Source organism: Amycolatopsis sp. NPDC024027, from assembly GCF_040638975.1.
Lineage (GTDB): Bacteria > Actinomycetota > Actinomycetes > Mycobacteriales > Pseudonocardiaceae > Amycolatopsis.
Genome location: NZ_JBEZYY010000001.1, coordinates 600,197 through 617,552 on the forward strand (window position 1 = coordinate 600,197; position 17,356 = coordinate 617,552).

Sequence of the window (17,356 nt, forward strand, 5' to 3'; positions counted from 1 at the left end):
GCGGGTCCGGCCTCGAGCCGTGACCTGAACGGGCTCCCACCGCCGATCCCCCGGGCGGTGGGAGCCCTTCACGCGTTTCGCGGGCGCCAGGAACTGTCGGCCCTCGCCGGTAAGCTGGCAACCGGGGGCCGGAGGCCAAGGAGCGGGCCCACAGTCACCTCAGCCGTGGCCGGAGGCCACGCCCGCGGCTTGTTGGCCGGAAGGCCACCCCAGCGGCCCCACACTCGCCTCAGCGCGAGAAGCGCGCACGGATTCGCCGGCCCCTCAGCGCGTACGAATGCGCTCCGCCGCCGCCAGCTGCATCCGCTCGCCCTTCCGCAGCACCTCGATGACCAGCTCCAGCTGCTCCGGCGCGTACTCGGCCAGCAGCGCCCGGCCCGCCCGCTCGATCGGGCCGTAGACCTCCTCCAGCAGCTCCGCCGCCTCCGGCGTCAGCTCCACCACCGCCCGGCGCCGGTCGTCCGCGTCCGTCCGGCGGGTCAAGTGGCCCGCGTTCGCCAGGCGCTGGATCGCCGTCGTGGTCGCCGCCGGGCTCAGGTTCGCCTCCGTGGCCAGCCGGCCCGCCGTCACCGCTCCGGCCGCCGCCACCAGGCCGATGATGCGCAGGTCCGTGCGGTTCACGCCGAAGGCCGCCGCGGCGGCCTCGTCCACCACGTCGTTCGCCGCGCCGAACGCCGCTGCCGCGTGGGTTGCCTCGGTGACCAGTGATTGCTTCGACACTCGAAAGAGTCTACCTTGGCCGGTAAGTATTTCGATCGTCGAAAGGATTTGCCGTGCCGACCACCCGCCCGGCCCTGCCCCGCTGGCTGCGCCCCGCCAACCGCCTCGTGCGCCTCCTGACGCGCCTGGGGCTGCGGCTGGGCACCGTGCACGTCCTGACCGTCCCGGGCCGCCGCTCGGGCGCGCCACGGCCCACTCCGGTCTCCCCGCTGACCGTCGACGGCGAGCGGTACGTCATCGCCGGCCTGCCGGACGGCGACTGGGCGCGCAACGTCCGCGCCGCCGGCCGGGGCGAGCTCGCCCACGGGCGCCGCCAGCAGGCCGTCACGCTGACCGAGGTCACCGACGCCGAAGAGCGCGAGCGGGTGATGCGCGCCTTCCCGCGCGAGGTGCCGCACGGCGTGCCCATGTTCGTCCGGCTGGGCCTGGTCACCGGCCCCGACCCGGACGAGTTCGCCGCGGCCGCTCAGCGGGTCGCGGCGTTCCGGATCACGGCGAGTTGACCCACTCGTCCGTGCCGTCGGCGAAGTGCTGGTGCTTCCAGACCGGCAGCCGCGCCTTGACCTCGTCCACGAGCTCCGAGCACGCCGCGAACGCCTGCCCGCGGTGTTCGGCCGCCACGGCGCACGCCAGGGCGACGTCGCCGATCGTCAGCGCCCCCAGCCGGTGGCTCACGGCGACCGCGCGGACGCCGGTCCAGCGCGCCGACAGGTCCGCGACGACGTCCGCGACCACCTGGCCCGCGCTCGGGTGGCCCTCGTACGTCAGGTCCCGGACGCCCTTGCCGCCGTCGTGGTCGCGGACCACCCCCGAGAAGGTCACCACCGCACCCGCGGCGTCGTCCTCGACCAGGCGGGCGTGCTCCTCGACCGACAACGTCTCCTCGGTCACCAGTGCCCGCGCCACCCGCACCGAGGGTGTGGCGGCGGCGGCTGGCCGCGGGTGGTCACCCCCGGCCAGCTGGTCGACGGCGTGCGCCAGGATGCCGTCCAGCACGCCCAGGCCGTCCCTGACGCCGCCGCTGGAGCCGGGGAGGTTCACGACCAGGGTGCGCCCCGCCACGCCCGCCACGCCGCGCGACAGCACCGCCGTGGGCACCTTCGGCAGGCCGGCGGCGCGGATCGCGTCCGCGACGCCCGGCAGCTCGTGGTCCAGCAGCGCGCGGGTGACGTCCGGGGTGCGGTCGGTCGGCGAGATGCCGGTCCCGCCCGTGGTGAGGACCACGGCGACGCCGTCGGCCAGCGCGGCCCGCAGCGCGACGCCGACCGGGTCGCCGTCCTCGACGACGACGGGCGCCGGCACGTCGTAGCCGCGGTCCGCCAGCCAGGCGGCGATCACCGGACCGGTCTTGTCTTCGTAGACGCCCTTCGCGGCGCGGTTGGACGCCACGATCACGCGCGCGCTGCGCTTCACGGCCGCTCCCAGGTTCCGGTCTTGCCGCCGTCCTTGCGGAGCAGGCGGACCTCGTCCAGCGTCGCCGCCGGGTCGACGGCCTTGATCATGTCGTGCAGCGTCAGCCCGGCGACGGCCACCGCGGTCAGCGCCTCCATCTCGACCCCGGTGACGTCGGTGGTCTTCGCCGTCGCGCGGATGCCGACCTCGGCCTCGCCGAGTGCGAACTCGACCTTGACCCCGGACAGCGCGATCTGGTGGCACAGCGGGATCAGCTCGGGCACCCGCTTGGCACCCATGATCCCGGCGATGCGCGCGGTGGCGAGGGCATCGCCCTTGGGGAGGCCGTCGGTGGCCAGCAGCCGGAGCACCTCGGCGGTGGTCCGCACGGTCCCGGCCGCGAGCGCGGTGCGCGCGGTGGCGGTCTTGCCGGAGACGTCGACCATGCGGGCGGCGCCGGTCTCGTCGACGTGGCTGAGTTCACTCACCAGCCGAGGCTACTTCCACCATCGGGGGAACAACGCCGCGGCCGCGTGGTTCAGAACCCCGGAATCTGATAATCTGATCCCATGCTGGAACTGACAGCGTCAGAAGCTTCCCGGTCGTTCTCCGCAGTGCTCGACGAAGCGGAGAAGGGCGAAACGATCGTCGTCACCCGCAACGGCAGGCGGGTGGCGCTGATCGTGCCCGCGCCGCGCGCCAACGGCGCCGAGGTGTGCGCGGTGTTCCACCGCTGGGCCGGAAAGCTCGACGTCGACGACCGGTTCGAGGAGAACGTGGCGAAGGTCCGTGAGACGGCGTCCGCCGCGCTGGACGGCGACCCGTGGCGCGGCTGATCCTCGACACCGGCATCCTCATCGACGCCGCCCGCCGTCGGTTGCCGGCGGCCGCGATCGGCGACGAGGACGACGTCGCCGTACCGGCTTTGGTGCTCACCGAGTACGAGGTGGGCCTGCGGCTCGACCCGAACCCGGCCCGCCGGGCGGCGCACAGCGCGTTCTTGGCCGAGTTCCTGGCCGTCACGCCGGTGGTCGACTACACGACGAACGTCGTCGAGCACCACGCCGAGCTCCTGGCCCACCTGCAGCGGACCGGGCAGGTTCGCGGCGCACACGACCTGATCATCGCGGCCACCGCCCGGGCCACCGGCCGCACGCTGGTGACCACGGACGGCCAGGCCCGCTTCGAGGACCTGCCGGACGTCGAGGTGAGGCTGCTGGCGCGAACCAGCTGAGGCTCGGCGCTCCGCGAGCACAGCCTGCCGGGCCGGGCGGACACCACGGGGGGCTGGTTCGCGGTCGGCCAGCGCCCCGCGAGCGCAGCCCTCCGGCGCCGGGCGGACACCACCGGGGGCTGGTTTGCGGTCGGGCAGCGCCCCCGAGCAAAGCGTTCCGCAGGTCCCGCCGGGGCCGCGCGCCGAGCCCGCAGCGGCCGGCCCATCGCCAGGCAGCCACTGCGGAAACGTTCGCAAGACTCAGCGCCCCGCGAGCCCGGCCTTCCGGGCCCGGGCAGCCACCGCGGAAACGTTCGCCAAGGCTCAGCGCTCCGCGAGCACAGCCTTCCGCACGGCCTCGGCCACCGCCGGCGCGACAGCGCTGTCGAACACGCTCGGCACGATGAACGACGCGTTCAGCTTCCCGTTGTCCACCACGTCCGCGATCGCGTCGGCCGCCGCCAGGAGCATCGAGTCGTCGATGTTGTGGGCGTTCGCGTCCAGCAACCCGCGGAACACGCCCGGGAACGCCAGGACGTTGTTGATCTGGTTCGGGTAGTCGCTGCGGCCCGTCGCCACCACCGCCGCGTGCTTCTGGGCCTCCATCGGGTCGACTTCCGGATCCGGGTTGGCCAGGGCGAAGACCACCGCGTCCTTGTTCATCGTCGCCACCTGCTCGGCGCCGAACAGGTTGGGGGCCGACACCCCGATGAACACGTCCGCGCCCGCCAAAGCCTCGTGCAGGGTGCCGCTGACCTGCTGCTTGTTCGTGTGGGACGCGATCCACGCCAGGTTGTCGTCGAGGTTGCCGCGCGCCGGGTGGACGATGCCGTCGATGTCCGCCGCGACGATGTCGCCCGGGTTCTTCTGCAGCAGCAGGCGGATGATCGCCGAGCCGGCCGCGCCGACGCCGCTGACCACGATCTTGCAGTCCTCGATGCTCTTGCCCACCACGCGCAGGGCGTTGCGCAGCGCCGCGACGACCACGATCGCCGTGCCGTGCTGGTCGTCGTGGAACACCGGGATGTCCAGCTGCTCGCGCAGGCGCTTCTCGATCTCGAAGCAGCGGGGTGCGGCGATGTCCTCGAGGTTGATGCCCGCGTACACCGGGGCCAGCGCCTTCGCGATCAGGATGATCTCTTCGGTGTCCTGGGTGTCCAGGCACACCGGCCACGCGTCGACGTCGGCGAACTTCTTGAACAGCGCCGCCTTGCCCTCCATCACCGGCAGCGCGGCGGCCGGGCCGATGTTGCCGAGGCCGAGCACCGCGGAGCCGTCGGTGAGCACCGCGACGGTGTTGCGCTTGATGGTCAGCCGGCGCGCGTCCTCGGGGTTGGCGGCGATCGCCTGGCAGACGCGGGCCACCCCGGGGGTGTAGGCGCGGGAGAGGTCGTCACGGTTGCGGAGCGCGACCTTGGGCGTGACCTCGATCTTGCCGCCGAGGTGGATCAGGAACGTCCGGTCGGAGACCTTGCGGACCTTGACGCCGGGCAGCGAGTCGAGCGTCTGGGTGATGTCGCTCGCGTGGTTCTCCGACAGCGCGTTGGCGCTGATGTCGACCACGATCGAGTCGGAGTGCGACTCGACGACGTCGAACGCGGTCAGCACGCCACCGACGCGGCCGACGGCGGCGGTCAGGTCACCGGCCGCGGTGACCGAGGCCGGGGCCTCCACCCGGACGGTGATCGAATATCCGGGACCGGGAACCGGCATGGCACTACCCCCGTGTGGGAAAGCTGGGCTGGGACGGGAGGAAACCTACTCCCGTGACCGCCCTCACGAGGGGCCGATACCGGTACTGACCAGTAACAATGCGCTCAGCGGTTGATCTCGGTCTCGGGGTGCACGTAGGGCACCGTGTCGAGGGGGAACGTGAGGTCGCCGAACGGCGAAAGCGCGCCCTGGCGGTCGGCCGCGAGCTCGGTCACGGGGTGCTCGCCGTCCTCGCCCGGCCAGGTCGGGTCGATGCCCTTGTGCTTCTTCTCACCCTTGGCCACAACGTCCTCCCACCACCGGTCTTCGGCTGACGCAGACAGTCTGCCTGAGCCCGCGCAGCCGGTCACAACCGCCCGGTATCCTGGTCGTCTATGCCCGCGACCTCTTTGGCGGACTGGCTGCGTGCGGAGTCCGACGACGCACTCGCAGAGCTGCTCCGCACGCGGCGCGACCTGTCGACGCCCCCGCCCTCCGACAGCACGGTGCTGGCCACCCGGGCCGGTACACCGGGCTCGGTCGCGCGCGCCTGCGAGGACCTCGACACCTTCACCCTGGCCGTGCTCGAAGCGTGCCTGCTCGCCGGCGCCGACCGCGATCCGGTGCCGGTCGAAGACGTCGCGAAGCTCATCGGCACCGACGTCGCCGAGCCGCTGGCCCGCCTGCGCGCGCGGGCGCTGACCTGGGGCTCGGACGACGCCCTGCGCGTGCCGCCCTCGGCCAGGGAGGCGCTGGGGCCGTTCCCCGCCGGGCTGGGCTCGTCCTCGCCGTCGCTGGCCGGTCAGGACCTCGGCGCGCGGCTCGCCGAACTGCCCGACGACGAACGCGGCGTGCTGACCGCCCTCGCCGCGGGCCCGCCGATCGGCCGGACCCGGGACGCCGGGCTGGACCTCCCGCTCGAGAAGGCCGGGACGCCGGTGCAGAAGCTGCTCGCCCGCGGCCTGCTGCTGCGGCGGGACGACCAGACCGTCGAGCTGCCGCGCGAGCTCGGCATCGCGGTGCGGGGCGGGGCGTTCGCGCCCGGCACGCTCACCGAGCCCGAGCTGCCGGTTCACCCGCACCAGCCGTCCATTTTGGACGAAGCGGCGGCCGGTGAGGCGATGGAGTTCCTGCGCCACACCGAAGCCCTGCTGCGCGCGTGGTCGGCGGCCCCGCCGCCGGTGCTCAAGTCGGGCGGCCTCGGTGTCCGCGAGCTGAAGAAGCTCGCCAAGGACCTGGAGATCGACGACACCCAGGCGATCCTGCTCGCCGAGCTGGCCGTGGGCGCCGGGCTCGTCGCGGACAGCGAGGCGACCGTGCCCGAGTGGGTGCCGACGACGCTGACCGACACGTGGCTCGCGTCGCCGACCGCGCAGCGGTGGATGACGCTCGCGCAGGCGTGGCTGGAGCTGCCGCGCCTGCCGGGGATGGCCGGCGGGCGCGACGCCAAGGACAAGCCGATCGCGCCGCTGTCGGAGGACCTCCGCCGCCCGCTGGCCCCGGTCGCCCGGCGGCGGATCCTCGCCGCGCTGGCCGACCTGCCCCGCGGCGCGGGCGTGAAGAGCGTCGACGAGCTCGTCGCGGTGCTGGCCTGGCGAGCGCCTCGCCGGGGCGGGCGGCTGCGGGACGAGACCGTCCGCTGGACGATGGCCGAAGCGAGCGCGCTGGGGATCGTCGGCCTCGGGGGTGTCACGACGGCGACGCGGGCGCTGCTCGCCGACGACCGGCCGGCCGCGGTCGAGGCGATCATGGACGCGCTGCCCGCGCCGGTGGACCGCGTGCTGCTGCAGGCCGACCTGACGGTCGTCGCGCCGGGGCCGCTGGAACCGGAGCTGGCGGCGGAAATCGCCGCCACCGCCGACGTCGAGTCGTCGGGGCACGCCACGGTCTACCGGATCACCGAGGGCTCGGTGCGGCGCGCGCTGGACACCGGCCGCACGGCCGACGAGCTGCACGCGCTGTTCAAGTCGAAGTCGGCGACGCCGGTGCCGCAGGGGCTGAGCTACCTGATCGACGACGTCGCCCGGCGGCACGGCCGGCTGCGCGGCGGGGTCGCGGCGTCGTTCCTGCGGTGCGACGACGAAGCGCTGCTGGCCGAGGTGCTGGCCCACCCGGTCGCGGCGGAGCACGCGCTGCGGCTCATCGCGCCGACGGTCGTGATCAGCCCGGACCCGCTGCACGAGGTCCTCACCGCGCTGCGCGGCGCCGGGTTCGCCCCGGCGGCGGAGGGCCCGGACGGCCGGGTGGTCGACATCCGGCCGGGCGGCCGCCGGCTGCCGGCGAAGGCACGGGCGGCGCGCCGCGGCCCGGGTGAGCAGGCGGTGCTGACGGAGGACCAGGCGGCCCGGATCGTCTCCAACCTCCGCGCCGGCGACGCGGCTTCGGCCCGCCGCCGCGGCTCGTCGGTGCGAGCGCCGGTCGGCGGCGGCGCGGACACGTCGGCGACGCTGGAACTGCTGTCCCGGGCGACGCTGGAGCGCCGTGAGGTGTGGATCGGGTTCGTGGACTCCCGGGGCACGGCGAGCCAGCGCGTCGTCCGGCCCGTGCGCGTCGGCGGCGGGGTGCTCGAAGGCGAGAACAACGAGCGCTACTCGCTGCACCGCATCACGTCCGCGGCGCTGGTCGAGGACTGACGCCGGATCCGGTGAATTCCCGCCGGACTGCTTCGGGCCGGTGGTAAGCGTGGTGCATGAAGCGGGGAACACGCGTGACCGCGCTGGTCGCGGCAACGGTGCTGGGCGGAGCCGGAACCGCGGTGGCGGCCGCGCCGCCCGGCCACTCCGAGTACACCGTCACCGGCACCACCCACATCGCGAAGCCGGACGCCGACCTCGATCTCGGGCCGGGGAAGCTCGCCGTGGACATCGGGCGGGGCCGCTTCGCCGGCACGATCACGCTGCCGCCGGTCGAGGTCACCCGGTCGGTACCGGGCGTGGGCCGGGTCGGCGGAACCGTCACGTTCGGCCCCGGCCACGCCGAGGGCTCGGTGTCCGGCGGCTTCTCCGGCTCGGCGACCTGGCCGGTGACGCTGTCCGACGTCCGAGTCAACGGGGTGCCGTACGACGTCGGCGCGGAGTGCGGCACGGCCGAGCCGGTGACCACCGAATGGACCTCGGACGATTTCGCCGTGGGCAAGGGCGGCCGGCTCGAATCGACCTACGCGATCGGTGCCTTCGCGAACTGCGGCTCGGCGACGACGCTGATCAACGGGTTCGTGCCGGGTGAGGGCAACACCCTGACCCTCGACCTCACCCCGGCTTAGAGGGCGCGCAGGCCGGCCAGGACGCGTTCCATGAACTCGCGGGACGACCGGTCGCCGAGGATCAGCTCGGTCTGGTGGATCAGCACCAGGCCGATGTCGGCCATGTCACCGACGAGCACCTTCACCACGCCCAAGGGCAGCCGCAGGTGCGCGGCGATCTCCGCCACGGACCGGGTGTCCAGGCACAGGTCGCAGATCCGGCGGTGCTCGACCGAGCGGACCCCGCGGTAGCGGCGGCCGTCGTCGGACGTCGAGACCAGCGCCTCCAGCGCCAGGTTGTGGTCCGACCGCGTGCGGCCGCCCGTGCGGGTGTACGGGCGGACCCGCGACCCCGGCGAAGCGACGGGCACCGGGCTCGCCACCCGGGCCGGCTCGTTCCAGGCCGGGTCCTCCCACGGTTCGGGGTGCGGGATCCAGCGGGTCTCCGGGTCCGGCGGAGGCGTCCAGCCGGCGGGGGGCGGCGGGGTCCACGCGGGCGGGGGCGCCGCCTGCCGCGACACGGGTGCGGGCGGGGTGGCCGGGTGCACGGGCCGCGACACCGGGGCGGGTGGCCGCGGCGCGGGCGGGCGGGGTGCGGGCGGACGCGGGGCGGCCGGGTGGACCGGCGGCCGCGGCGGAGCGGGCGAGCGGGCACCCCGCGGCGGGGTCCACGCCGGCTCCAGCGGCGGGGGTTCCGGCTCGGACCTGTCCCCGTCCTGCCACTCCGGCTCGACGGGGTCGTAGCCGTCCTCGGCCACCACCGGCGAGTGTGTGCTCTGGTAGCCCAGGGGGTCCGGGTGGGAGTAGTCGCCGGGCTCCGCCGAGCGCGGGCCTTGGTAGCCGTCGCCGAACTCCGGCGAGTGCGGGCCCTGATAGCCGACGGGATCCGGACGGGCGTAATCGCCGCCGAAGTCCGAGTGCGGACCCTGATAGCCCACGGGGTCCTGACGTGCGTAGTCGTCTTCGGACTCCGCCGAGCGCGGGCCCTGGTAACCCACGGGATCCGGACGGGCGTAGTCGTTGCCGGATTCCGGCGAGCGGCGGCGGCCCTGGTAGCCGCCGAACGCCGGGCGGGCGGGCTCGTCGCCGGTCTCCGGCGAGCGCTCGCCCTGGTAGCCCGCGGACTCGCGGCGGTCGTAACCGCCGCCGGTGTACTCCGCCGAGCGGCGGCCGGGGAGGGCCCTGGGTTCCGGGCGGACGTCGTCCTCGCCGGCGTGCTCCCGCGAACGTGAGCGCCTGGCCCGGCGGCCCGTCGGCTCGTCGTCATCGTCGCCCGCGAAGTCCGGCGCAGGAGCCGCGTAATCCTCGTCGTCGTCGTCCGAAGAGCCCCACTCGCGGGTGTCCTCGTCGGTGTAGCCCTGGGGGTCCGGCTGGGGACGGGCCGGCTTGCGCTTGGGCATGATCATCGACAACGTCGACATGTCGAACTTGCTGGGCGAATCGAAGCCCTCGCGCTCGGTGCCGCGGTGCAGTGCGTCCCAGCCGCTGGAGTCCGGATCGTCGAATCCCGAAATCCTCATCTCGCCCTACCCACGCACGCCGCCCTGGAGCTGGGCGCGCAGCTCGGGGGTGATCTGCTGGCCGACCCGCTCGACGAGCAGGGTCATCTCGTAGGCGACCGTGCCGATGTCGCACGTCGGCGCGGCCAGCACCGCCAGCGAAGAACCGTCCGAAACGGACATCAAGAACAAGTAGCCGCGCTCCATCTCCACCACGGTCTGGTTGACACCGCCCGCCTCGAAGCAGCGCGCGGCCCCCGCCGTCAGGCTGATCAACCCGGACGCCACCGCCGACAACTGCTCGGCACGTTCCTGGGGCAGCCCCTCCGACGGTGCCAGCAGCAACCCGTCCGCAGACACCAGAACGGCGTGCGCGGCACCGGGTACCCGGCGGACGAAGTCCGTGATGAGCCAGCCGAACGTGCCCTGGCCGGAAGCCGTCACTCCTGCTCCTCCTTGCTCGTGCGGCGTCGCCTGCCGCACCCCGGAGCGCCCGGCACGGCCGGTCGGCGACGCCACGGTAAAGCGTATTCGCACCGCCGGTGGTGTCGAGTCCGCCACCGGCCGGCCGCTGCGCACCCTACGTGTGCACCCGGCCGAGTTCCGCGGCAGCCCGGCCCGCCTCCCCCATCCGGGGGACGCACCAGGGCGTCGCCCGCGGCTCGCACCCGTGGGCTGTCCGCGCAGGTCAACCCGGGTGCGACCAGCCCACGCGGGTACCACCGTCGCCGGCGCCACCGGACCGTCCCGCCCGGCTACTCCTCCGGACGGTGACAGCACTCCCCGAAGTGGGTGAAGCACGCGGAGTTCACTCCAACGGCCGCATCCGGATCGGGGCGTCATGGGCTATCCCGCGCGCAACGCCGAATCGTGCGCGATCGCGTGCTGGACGACCGAGATCAGCACCTGCTTCGCGGACTCACGCTCCCGTGCGTCGCACGCCATGATCGGGACCGACGGCGCGATGGTGAGCGCGTGCCGGACGTCCTCGATCTGGTGGTGCAGCAGCCGGTCGAAGCAGTTGATGGCCACGACGTAGGGCAGCTTCCGGTTCTCGAAGAAGTCGATCGACGGGAACGCGTCGGCCAGCCGCCGCGTGTCGACCAGCACGACCGCGCCGATGGCACCGACCGCGAGGTCGTCCCACATGAACCAGAACCGGTGCTGACCCGGGGTACCGAACACGTACAGCACCAGGTCCGAGTCCAGCGAGATGCGCCCGAAGTCCATCGCCACGGTGGTGGTCGTCTTGTTCGGCGTGGCCGAGGTGTCGTCGTGCCCGACGCTCGCCTCGGTCATCATGGCCTCGGTGGTCAACGGGTCGATCTCCGAGATCGCCCCGACCATGGTCGTCTTCCCCGAACCGAACCCGCCGGCGACCACGATCTTGGCCGACGAGGTCGGACCCGTCACCTGCGGCGCGTTCGCGTCGGAGTCAAATTCTCCGAAGCCCACTGAGCACCCTTTCCATGAACTCGATACTCGGGCGGTCGCCCACGGTCGGGCTGCTGGAGTGCACCAGCACCAGCCCGAGGCCCGCCACGTCACCAATCAACACGCGCACCACGCCGAGCGGCAGGCGCAGCAGCGCCGCCACTTCGGCCACCGACCTGGTGTCGAGGCACAGGTCACAGATCGACCGGTGCTCAGGCACCCGGACCCGGTCGAGCATCCGGCCCTGTTCGCTGGTCGAGATCAACGCCTCGATGGCCAGGTCGAGCGTCGCCTTCGTCCGGCCCCGGGTCCGGAAGTACGGCCGGACCAGGCCCGAAGTCTCCATCTCCGTCGGCGGCGGCTCGTCGACGTACTCCTGGTGGGCCTGCCGCGGCAGCGCCGCGGCCAGCTCCCCGGAGTCCGGGCCCGACGAGAAGTCGCGCTCGGCGCTGTACGCGGCGAACTCGTGCGCGTCGTACAGCGGCCCGCTCGAACCGCCGAACAGCTCCGCGCCCGGACCGCCGAGCAGGCGGTCGCGGTACTCGGTGCCCCCGGCGATCGGCCGGATCGGTTCCTGCCCGGCGTTGCTGTCGGTCAGCCAGTTCGGCGGCTCCCGCACGGGGTCGCTGTCGGAGGCCTGCACCCGCCGCGCGCGCCACTCGCGGTCGACGCGGTCCCGGAACGACTGCCAGTCCTCCCGGCCGTCGTCCGATTGGTCGGACCACCCGCCGGAGAAGTCGTCACCGAGCCGCCCTTCACCCCTCAAGCGCCCGTCGTCCACGGCTCTCTCCTCGGTTCCCAGGTCCTCAGCGGCGAACTGCCGAACCCTGCAGTTGCGCCCGCATCTCCGGAGTCAGCTGCTGGCCGACCCGTTCCACCAGCAAGGTCATCTCGTAGACAACCAGGCCGATGTCACTTTCCGGCGACCCCAGCACCGCCAGACACGAACCGTCGGAAACCGACATGAGGAAGAGGAAACCGTTGGCCATCTCGACCACGGTCTGCGCCACCGTGCCGCCCTCGAACACCTTGGCCGCACCGCGCGCGAGGCTGGTCAGCCCCGACGCCACCGCGGCCAGCTGGTCCGCCCGGTCCTTCGGCAGACCTCGCGAGGCCGCCAGGAGCAGGCCGTCGGCCGACACCACGACCGCGTGGGCCGCGCCGGGCACCCGGTGCACGAAATCCGTGATCAGCCAAGCGAAGCTGCCGGCATTGTTCGCCTTGGCATGCGCCTGGCCGTTCGGCTGCGCGGAGCCACCCGGCTGCATTGCACCCGCCCGTGTCACTTTCACTCCTCACTGCTGTCTGTGGTGTTGCCACGCCCCGGAACCCTGCTGCCTTGCAGCTGTTCTTCGGCCGGAAGTTCCTTCAAGGCGTGCCGTCCCGAGGTGTAGCCCCGTTGGAAGCTTGCCATCCGGCTCCGCGCCGCGGACGCCGAGCGGGTGATCGCACCCGTTCCGGGCATACCGGCGGTGTTGTCCGCGAAGCTGTTCTGCGGCGGGGCGTCGGCCGAAGGACTGTTGATCGACCCCGGCACCAGGTAGGCGTTCGGGACGCGTTTCGGCAGCCCGGCCGGGGTGATCTCCTCGTTCTTGGACTCGAGCAGCGACTGCGCCGCCTGCCAGCCGTCGTCGGAGGCGCTGTGCCAGCCGTCGTCGGCCGGGAGGAGCGGGTGCCGGGTCGCCGCGGTCGGCTGGAGCTCGTCACGGGACGGTTCGGCCGGCGCGGGCGGCGGCGGTGGGGCCGGCTGCTCGTCGGTACCGGTGAGCGGCGGCAGGTTGGGGTCTTCGCCCTCGCTCTGCGTCGGCACCGGGTCGGCTGCCGCGTCGTCACCTTCACTGAACCAGCGTGACAGCACCGACTGGTAGATCGGCAACCGCCGGGTGGGTACATCGTCCTCGAGCGCCGACGAACCGACCTCGTTCGCGGGTGGCGGCGGCGGGGGCGGCTCCTCCGGCGGCACGAACTTCGGCTCGCGCTTGGGCAGGACCAGCGGCGCGAACTGCGTGTCCGCGGCCCGCGAGCTCGCCCCGTCGCCGTTCGACGAAGGTGCCAGTGGCGCCAGGTCCTCGGCCGTCGGCCAGGCCGGCGTCTCGGGCTTCGGCAGGTCCGGCGACAGGAACGGGCCCGCCGCGCGGCCGCCGCTGACCAGGTCGTCCAGGCTGATCGGCTGGTCGAGCGGCACCAGGCCGCCCTGGTTCGGCACCGGGTCGTGCACCGGGGGCGGTGGTGGCGGTGCCGACGGCGGCGGTGGGGTCTGCGCGAACGACTGCGTCTGGTCGAAGTCCGAGCGCGCGGCCGGGATCGGGATGCTCGGCATCGACATCGACGTCTCGGAGCGGTTCGCCGGCGGCGGGGTCTGCCGCTGCATGCCCGGGCGGAGCTGGGTCAGCAGCTCGGCCGGGACGACGACCCGGGCGATCACGCCACCCTCGATGTCCTCGTTCTCGCGCAGCCGGACCTCGATGCCGTGGCGCTTGGCCAGCCGCGAAACCACGTACAGGCCCATTCGCCGGGTCACCGACACGTCCAGGTCCGGCGGGTCGGCCAGGCGCGCGTTGACCTCGGCCAGCCGCTCCTCGCTCATACCGACACCGTGGTCGGTGACCTGGATGGCCAGCGCCTTGCGCCGGGTCACCACGGCCCGCACGATGACCTTCGTCTCCGGCTCGGAGAAGTAGGTCGCGTTGTCGAGCAGCTCGGCGAGGACGTGCACGAGGTCGTGGATCGCCAAGCCCTGGACCGCGACGTCGGGCACGATGCCGACCTCGATCCGGGCGTACTGCTCGATCTCCGACACCGCGGCGCCGATGACGTCGGCAGCGGGCACCGGCTTGGGCACCGACTTGGCCAGGCCGGCGCCGGAGAGCACCAGCAGGGACTCACCGTTGCGCCGCAGCCGCGTCGCGAGGTGGTCGAGCTCGAACAGGCTGGCCAAGTGGTCCGGGTCCTGCTCGTCGGCCTCGAGGCGGTCGATGACGCCGAGCTGGCGTTCCACCAGCCGCTGCGACCGCCGGGAGAGGTTCACGAAGATGCCGTTGACGTTCTCGCGCAGGAGGGCCTGCTCGGCGGCCATCTTGACGGCCTGTTCGTGGACGATGTCGAACGACCGCGCGACCTCGCCGATCTCGTCGCGGGTGTTGACGGGCACCGGCTGGACGGCTCGCTTCGAGGCGCCGACGGGATCCGGGTCGTCCAGGATCCCCTGCACGGTCTCGGGCAGCCGGGTGTAGGCGATGTCCAGCGCGCTCTTCCGCAGCACCCGCAGCGGGCGCAGCATCAGGCGGGCGACGAGGAGCATCAGCGCGACCGCGAGCGCCAGGGCCGCGAGGACCACGGCACCGCCGACCCACGCCGAGTTGACCTTCTGCGTGGCGAGGTCGTCGGCGCGTGTCTTGAGCTGGGCCAGCAGGTTCGACTCGACCGCGTGCAGCTTGTCGGCCGACACGGTGCTGTCCTTGCTGAGCGCCGTGGTGTCGATGTTCGGCGGGTCACCCAGCTGGGCGAAGGAGAACGCCGAGGTCTGGATCCGGCGCCGGTCGTCGACCTCCGGGCCGGAGTACGTGTCGTTGTAGAGCTGGCGCTGGTCGTCGTCGGCGTTCGCGAGGAAGGCCGCGACGGAGGCGTCCGCGCTGGACGCCGACGCGCGCGTCTGGTCCAGCAGGTCGCCGGGGAAGTTGCCGCGGAACGCGGCGATCTGCAGCTCGGCGTCGGAGCGGGTGGTGAACTCCTTGGCCTCGCTGACCGCCTGCGTGCTCGTGCCCAGGCGCAGCACGTCCCGGTCGGTGACCGCAGTGGTCACCTCGCGGCCGAGCTCGATGAGCGAGTCGATGACGCCCGAGTAGGCGGTGAGCACCGTGATGTCGGGCAGGCTGTTGGAGGTGTTGAACGCCGCCCGCAGCGGGCGCAGGGCGTCGAGGCGCTGGAGACCGCGGGTGTAGCGGTCCTTGGTCGCCTGGTCGTCGTAGTCGAGGGTGCCGGCCGCGCCGCGCAGGTCCTGGACCTCGCGGTCCACCTTGGCGATCTGCGAGTCGAGCCCGGTCTGCAGCAGCTGGTTCTGCGAAGCGATCCGCGCCACGGACAGCGAGCGTTCGTTCTGCAGCTCGTGCACCACTGTGGTGACCTTGACGGCGAACGCCACCTGGTCGGCGGTGCGCTGGAACTCGGCCGCCTCGCGGGCGTCGTCGATCACGCGCACCGCACCCAGTGCGAGCGCGGTGAGGGTCGGGATGATCAGGACCGCGGCCAGCTTGGACCGCAGCCGCCAGTCACGCATGCCGGAGAACAGCCCGGTCTTCCGGCCCGGATCCGCTCCGGGCGACTGCGCAGGGGCCCCTCCCACCCCCGCGGCGTCTTCGTTCGGCACCGCCGCTCCACCATCATCGTTCGTGCTCGGGAAACCCTGGTCGGTCCAGCGCCCGCCAGGGCGCATCGCGTTCTCCTCAGCCACTCGTCTGCACGCTCCCGGCGTTCCGGCGCTCCGGCCCATCGGTAGGAGCCCAGCGCAAGACGCTACCCGTACGGGTGAAAAGATCGTCTCCAGTATCGGTACTGGGGGTTCCTGAACCCCGTCCAGCCGGACGGAATCGGTTCAGCTCGAGCATCACGGTCGGTCCCTGCGCTGGTCCTGCATCGGTCTGTTGGTCGGCCTAACCCACCGGCGCGGCGGTTGTGCCCGGCCAGGCAGTGGTCTTCGCGGGGAAGATTCTCTCAGGAAAAGCACAGTGTGTGCTGGTACACCGAAGTGGGACTTCTTGATCGGCCATCCAGGCACTCTCTCTCACTACATCGGAGGTTGATACCTCCCCGCAGGTGCAGAGGGTAGCGAACGGCAGGGGAAGATGTAACCCTCCCGACAGGACCCACTCAATCTTGCACAGCGTTCGCTCAGTCGACGCACAGCAGCCGTCCTGAATTCAAGAACCTCACCCTACGCTGGGTGAACAGCTACGGCGAGTGGAGCAGTGGGTCTAGACCAGAGGCCGAAAGAGTGACGTGCGCCACTCGGTTAGGTAGTGATTCCACCCATTGTGAGCAAGCTGTCACGTTCTCTACAGTGGCCCGCGTGACTTCCGAGAATGAGTCACGCACTTCCACCGGAATCGGTTCCCGAACCGTCACTTTCTTCAAGGAGCAGGCCTTGCTTGGAAACGCCATGAGCAGTGGCCGGGTTCGCACTCGCCGCGCCGCGCTCGGGCTCGCCCTCACCGTCGTCGCCACCACGGCCCTCACCGGCTGCAGTGCGCTCGGCTCGGACAGCTCGAACGCCTCGTCGAACGGGGGCGGCCTGGAGAAGTCGAAGATCAAGGTCTCGATCATGCCGACCACCGACCTCGGCCCCTTCTGGCTGGCCCAGGACGGCGGCTACTTCAAGGCCGAGGGTCTCGAGGTCGAGCAGGTCATCGCCAAGAGCGGCCAGGAGTCGATGCAGAAGGCGATCTCCGGCGAGGTCGACATCGCCCTCTCGACGTACACGCCGTTCTTCATCGCCAAGAGCAAGGACGCCGCGGACATCCAGCTGGTCGCCGACGGCACGTCGGTGAACGCGAAGAGCAACGCCATCGTCACGGTGCCGACCTCGCCGGTGAAGACGGTCAACGACCTCAAGGGCCGCCGGATCGCGATCACGGCCAAGAACACCGCGTCGGACATCCTCACCAAGTCCGTCATGAAGGACCACGGCGTCGACTTCACCGGGGTCGTGTGGACCCTGGTCGCGCTGCCGAACATGGCGGCGGCGCTGAAGGACAACCAGGTGGACGCGGCCTACATGCCGGAGCCGATGCTCACGCAGGCGGCGAAGACCGTCGGCGCGACGCCGGTCATCGACATCAACACCGGTGCCAGCCAGGACTTCCCGCTGACCGGCTACGGCGCGATGACGAAGTGGGTGCAGGGCAACCCGAAGACCCTCGCGGCCTTCCAGCGGGCGATGAAGAAGGCCACCAGCGACGCCATCAACGACCGCTCGAAGGTCGAACCGCTGCTGGTCAAGTACGCGAAGATCGACGAAGACACGGCCAAGCTGCTCACCCTGCCCGGCTACGGCTCCGTCCTGGACGCCCGGCGCCTGCAGCGGGTGCCCGACCTGCTGCTGCAGATGGGCGTCATCACCAGCAAGGTCGACGCCGCGCCGATGATCGCCCCGCAGGCGACCAGCTGAGA

General features: G+C 72.3%; 17 protein-coding genes. 6 read left to right on the forward strand and 11 right to left on the reverse strand.

The annotated features are described in order from the left end of the window. Nucleotides 1-264 precede the first annotated feature (264 nt). The gene (locus tag AB0F52_RS02915) at nucleotides 265-720 is read right to left on the reverse strand and encodes a MarR family transcriptional regulator (RefSeq protein WP_360163893.1); all 456 of its coding nucleotides are present in this window, start codon (nucleotides 718-720) and stop codon (nucleotides 265-267) included. Nucleotides 721-773: 53 nt separating this feature from the next. Here AB0F52_RS02915 and AB0F52_RS02920 point away from each other — a divergent pair, with 53 nt between their 5' ends. Next, entirely contained in the window at nucleotides 774-1,223 is a 450-nt protein-coding gene (locus AB0F52_RS02920) for a nitroreductase family deazaflavin-dependent oxidoreductase (RefSeq protein ID WP_360163895.1), read from the forward strand. Here AB0F52_RS02920 and AB0F52_RS02925 read toward each other — a convergent pair. Next, the gene (locus AB0F52_RS02925; RefSeq protein ID WP_360163897.1) at nucleotides 1,210-2,133 is read right to left on the reverse strand and encodes a molybdenum cofactor biosynthesis protein MoaE; all 924 of its coding nucleotides are present in this window, start codon (nucleotides 2,131-2,133) and stop codon (nucleotides 1,210-1,212) included. The two genes, AB0F52_RS02920 and AB0F52_RS02925, sit on opposite strands and share 14 nt — an antisense overlap. Continuing rightward, nucleotides 2,130-2,600: a cyclic pyranopterin monophosphate synthase MoaC gene (gene moaC / locus AB0F52_RS02930; RefSeq protein ID WP_091318516.1), complete on the reverse strand. Its 471-nt coding sequence runs from the start codon at nucleotides 2,598-2,600 to the stop codon at nucleotides 2,130-2,132. The genes AB0F52_RS02925 and moaC overlap by 4 nt, the downstream gene beginning before the upstream one ends. An 81-nt stretch (nucleotides 2,601-2,681) precedes the next feature. On the opposite strand from moaC, the gene AB0F52_RS02935 reads away from it, so the two are divergent. Continuing rightward, a complete protein-coding gene (locus AB0F52_RS02935) occupies nucleotides 2,682-2,948 on the forward strand; it encodes a type II toxin-antitoxin system prevent-host-death family antitoxin (protein ID WP_360163900.1) in 267 nt (88 codons plus the stop codon). After that, nucleotides 2,936-3,346 carry a type II toxin-antitoxin system VapC family toxin gene (locus AB0F52_RS02940; RefSeq protein ID WP_360163902.1) on the forward strand — a complete coding sequence of 137 codons (411 nt, stop codon included), beginning with the start codon at nucleotides 2,936-2,938 and terminating at the stop codon, nucleotides 3,344-3,346. The genes AB0F52_RS02935 and AB0F52_RS02940 overlap by 13 nt, the downstream gene beginning before the upstream one ends. A gap of 303 nt (nucleotides 3,347-3,649) precedes the next feature. On the opposite strand, the gene AB0F52_RS02945 is transcribed toward AB0F52_RS02940, so the two are convergent. Together AB0F52_RS02945 and AB0F52_RS02950 are read right to left on the reverse strand one after the other, a co-directional pair. Next, a complete protein-coding gene (locus tag AB0F52_RS02945; RefSeq protein WP_360163904.1) occupies nucleotides 3,650-5,038 on the reverse strand; it encodes an NAD-dependent malic enzyme in 1,389 nt (462 codons plus the stop codon). 104 nt (nucleotides 5,039-5,142) lie between these two features. Then, nucleotides 5,143-5,322, reverse strand: coding sequence for a hypothetical protein (locus AB0F52_RS02950; RefSeq protein WP_103336426.1), 180 nt, complete (start codon nucleotides 5,320-5,322; stop codon nucleotides 5,143-5,145). Between the two features lie 90 nt (nucleotides 5,323-5,412). On the opposite strand from AB0F52_RS02950, the gene AB0F52_RS02955 reads away from it, so the two are divergent. Continuing rightward, nucleotides 5,413-7,650, forward strand: a complete 2,238-nt coding sequence (locus tag AB0F52_RS02955; RefSeq protein ID WP_360163906.1) for a helicase-associated domain-containing protein — start codon at nucleotides 5,413-5,415, stop codon at nucleotides 7,648-7,650. A 56-nt stretch (nucleotides 7,651-7,706) separates the two neighbouring features. Further along, a complete protein-coding gene (locus AB0F52_RS02960) occupies nucleotides 7,707-8,279 on the forward strand; it encodes a hypothetical protein (protein ID WP_360163908.1) in 573 nt (190 codons plus the stop codon). Here the strand turns inward: AB0F52_RS02960 and AB0F52_RS02965 are convergent. The 6 genes from AB0F52_RS02965 to AB0F52_RS02990 form a co-directional block, all read right to left on the reverse strand. Further along, a complete protein-coding gene (locus tag AB0F52_RS02965) occupies nucleotides 8,276-9,778 on the reverse strand; it encodes a DUF742 domain-containing protein (RefSeq protein WP_360163910.1) in 1,503 nt (500 codons plus the stop codon). The genes AB0F52_RS02960 and AB0F52_RS02965 overlap by 4 nt on opposite strands. 6 nt (nucleotides 9,779-9,784) lie before the next feature. Continuing rightward, a complete protein-coding gene (locus AB0F52_RS02970; protein WP_003085368.1) occupies nucleotides 9,785-10,201 on the reverse strand; it encodes a roadblock/LC7 domain-containing protein in 417 nt (138 codons plus the stop codon). A 402-nt stretch (nucleotides 10,202-10,603) separates the two neighbouring features. Further along, nucleotides 10,604-11,212 (reverse strand): ATP/GTP-binding protein, encoded by a 609-nt coding sequence (locus AB0F52_RS02975; RefSeq protein ID WP_285986767.1) that lies wholly within the window; start codon nucleotides 11,210-11,212, stop codon nucleotides 10,604-10,606. Then, complete coding sequence (locus AB0F52_RS02980) at nucleotides 11,193-11,972, reverse strand: DUF742 domain-containing protein (protein ID WP_360163912.1); 780 nt, start codon at nucleotides 11,970-11,972, stop codon at nucleotides 11,193-11,195. Before AB0F52_RS02980 ends, AB0F52_RS02975 begins: the two co-directional genes overlap by 20 nt. 25 nt (nucleotides 11,973-11,997) lie before the next feature. After that, the gene (locus AB0F52_RS02985) at nucleotides 11,998-12,459 is read right to left on the reverse strand and encodes a roadblock/LC7 domain-containing protein (RefSeq protein WP_013230256.1); all 462 of its coding nucleotides are present in this window, start codon (nucleotides 12,457-12,459) and stop codon (nucleotides 11,998-12,000) included. A 20-nt stretch (nucleotides 12,460-12,479) separates the two neighbouring features. Next, nucleotides 12,480-15,623, reverse strand: coding sequence for a nitrate- and nitrite sensing domain-containing protein (locus AB0F52_RS02990; protein WP_360163915.1), 3,144 nt, complete (start codon nucleotides 15,621-15,623; stop codon nucleotides 12,480-12,482). Nucleotides 15,624-16,346: 723 nt separating this feature from the next. On the opposite strand from AB0F52_RS02990, the gene AB0F52_RS02995 reads away from it, so the two are divergent. Continuing rightward, nucleotides 16,347-17,354, forward strand: a complete 1,008-nt coding sequence (locus AB0F52_RS02995; protein ID WP_360164597.1) for an ABC transporter substrate-binding protein — start codon at nucleotides 16,347-16,349, stop codon at nucleotides 17,352-17,354. The last annotated feature ends 2 nt before the right edge of the window (nucleotides 17,355-17,356 follow it).

Excerpts from the sequence above, each read along its gene's own strand:
- AB0F52_RS02965 (WP_360163910.1), bottom strand. The coding sequence starts at position 9,778 with ATGAGGATTTCGGGATTCGACGATCCGGACTCCAGCGGCTGGGACGCA.
- AB0F52_RS02995 (WP_360164597.1), top strand. The coding sequence starts at position 16,347 with ATGAGCAGTGGCCGGGTTCGCACTCGCCGCGCCGCGCTCGGGCTCGCC.
- AB0F52_RS02945 (WP_360163904.1), bottom strand. The coding sequence starts at position 5,038 with ATGCCGGTTCCCGGTCCCGGATATTCGATCACCGTCCGGGTGGAGGCC.
- AB0F52_RS02985 (WP_013230256.1), bottom strand. The coding sequence starts at position 12,459 with ATGCAGCCGGGTGGCTCCGCGCAGCCGAACGGCCAGGCGCATGCCAAG.
- AB0F52_RS02990 (WP_360163915.1), bottom strand. The coding sequence starts at position 15,623 with ATGCGCCCTGGCGGGCGCTGGACCGACCAGGGTTTCCCGAGCACGAAC.
- AB0F52_RS02935 (WP_360163900.1), top strand. The coding sequence starts at position 2,682 with ATGCTGGAACTGACAGCGTCAGAAGCTTCCCGGTCGTTCTCCGCAGTG.
- AB0F52_RS02960 (WP_360163908.1), top strand. The coding sequence starts at position 7,707 with ATGAAGCGGGGAACACGCGTGACCGCGCTGGTCGCGGCAACGGTGCTG.
- AB0F52_RS02955 (WP_360163906.1), top strand. The coding sequence starts at position 5,413 with ATGCCCGCGACCTCTTTGGCGGACTGGCTGCGTGCGGAGTCCGACGAC.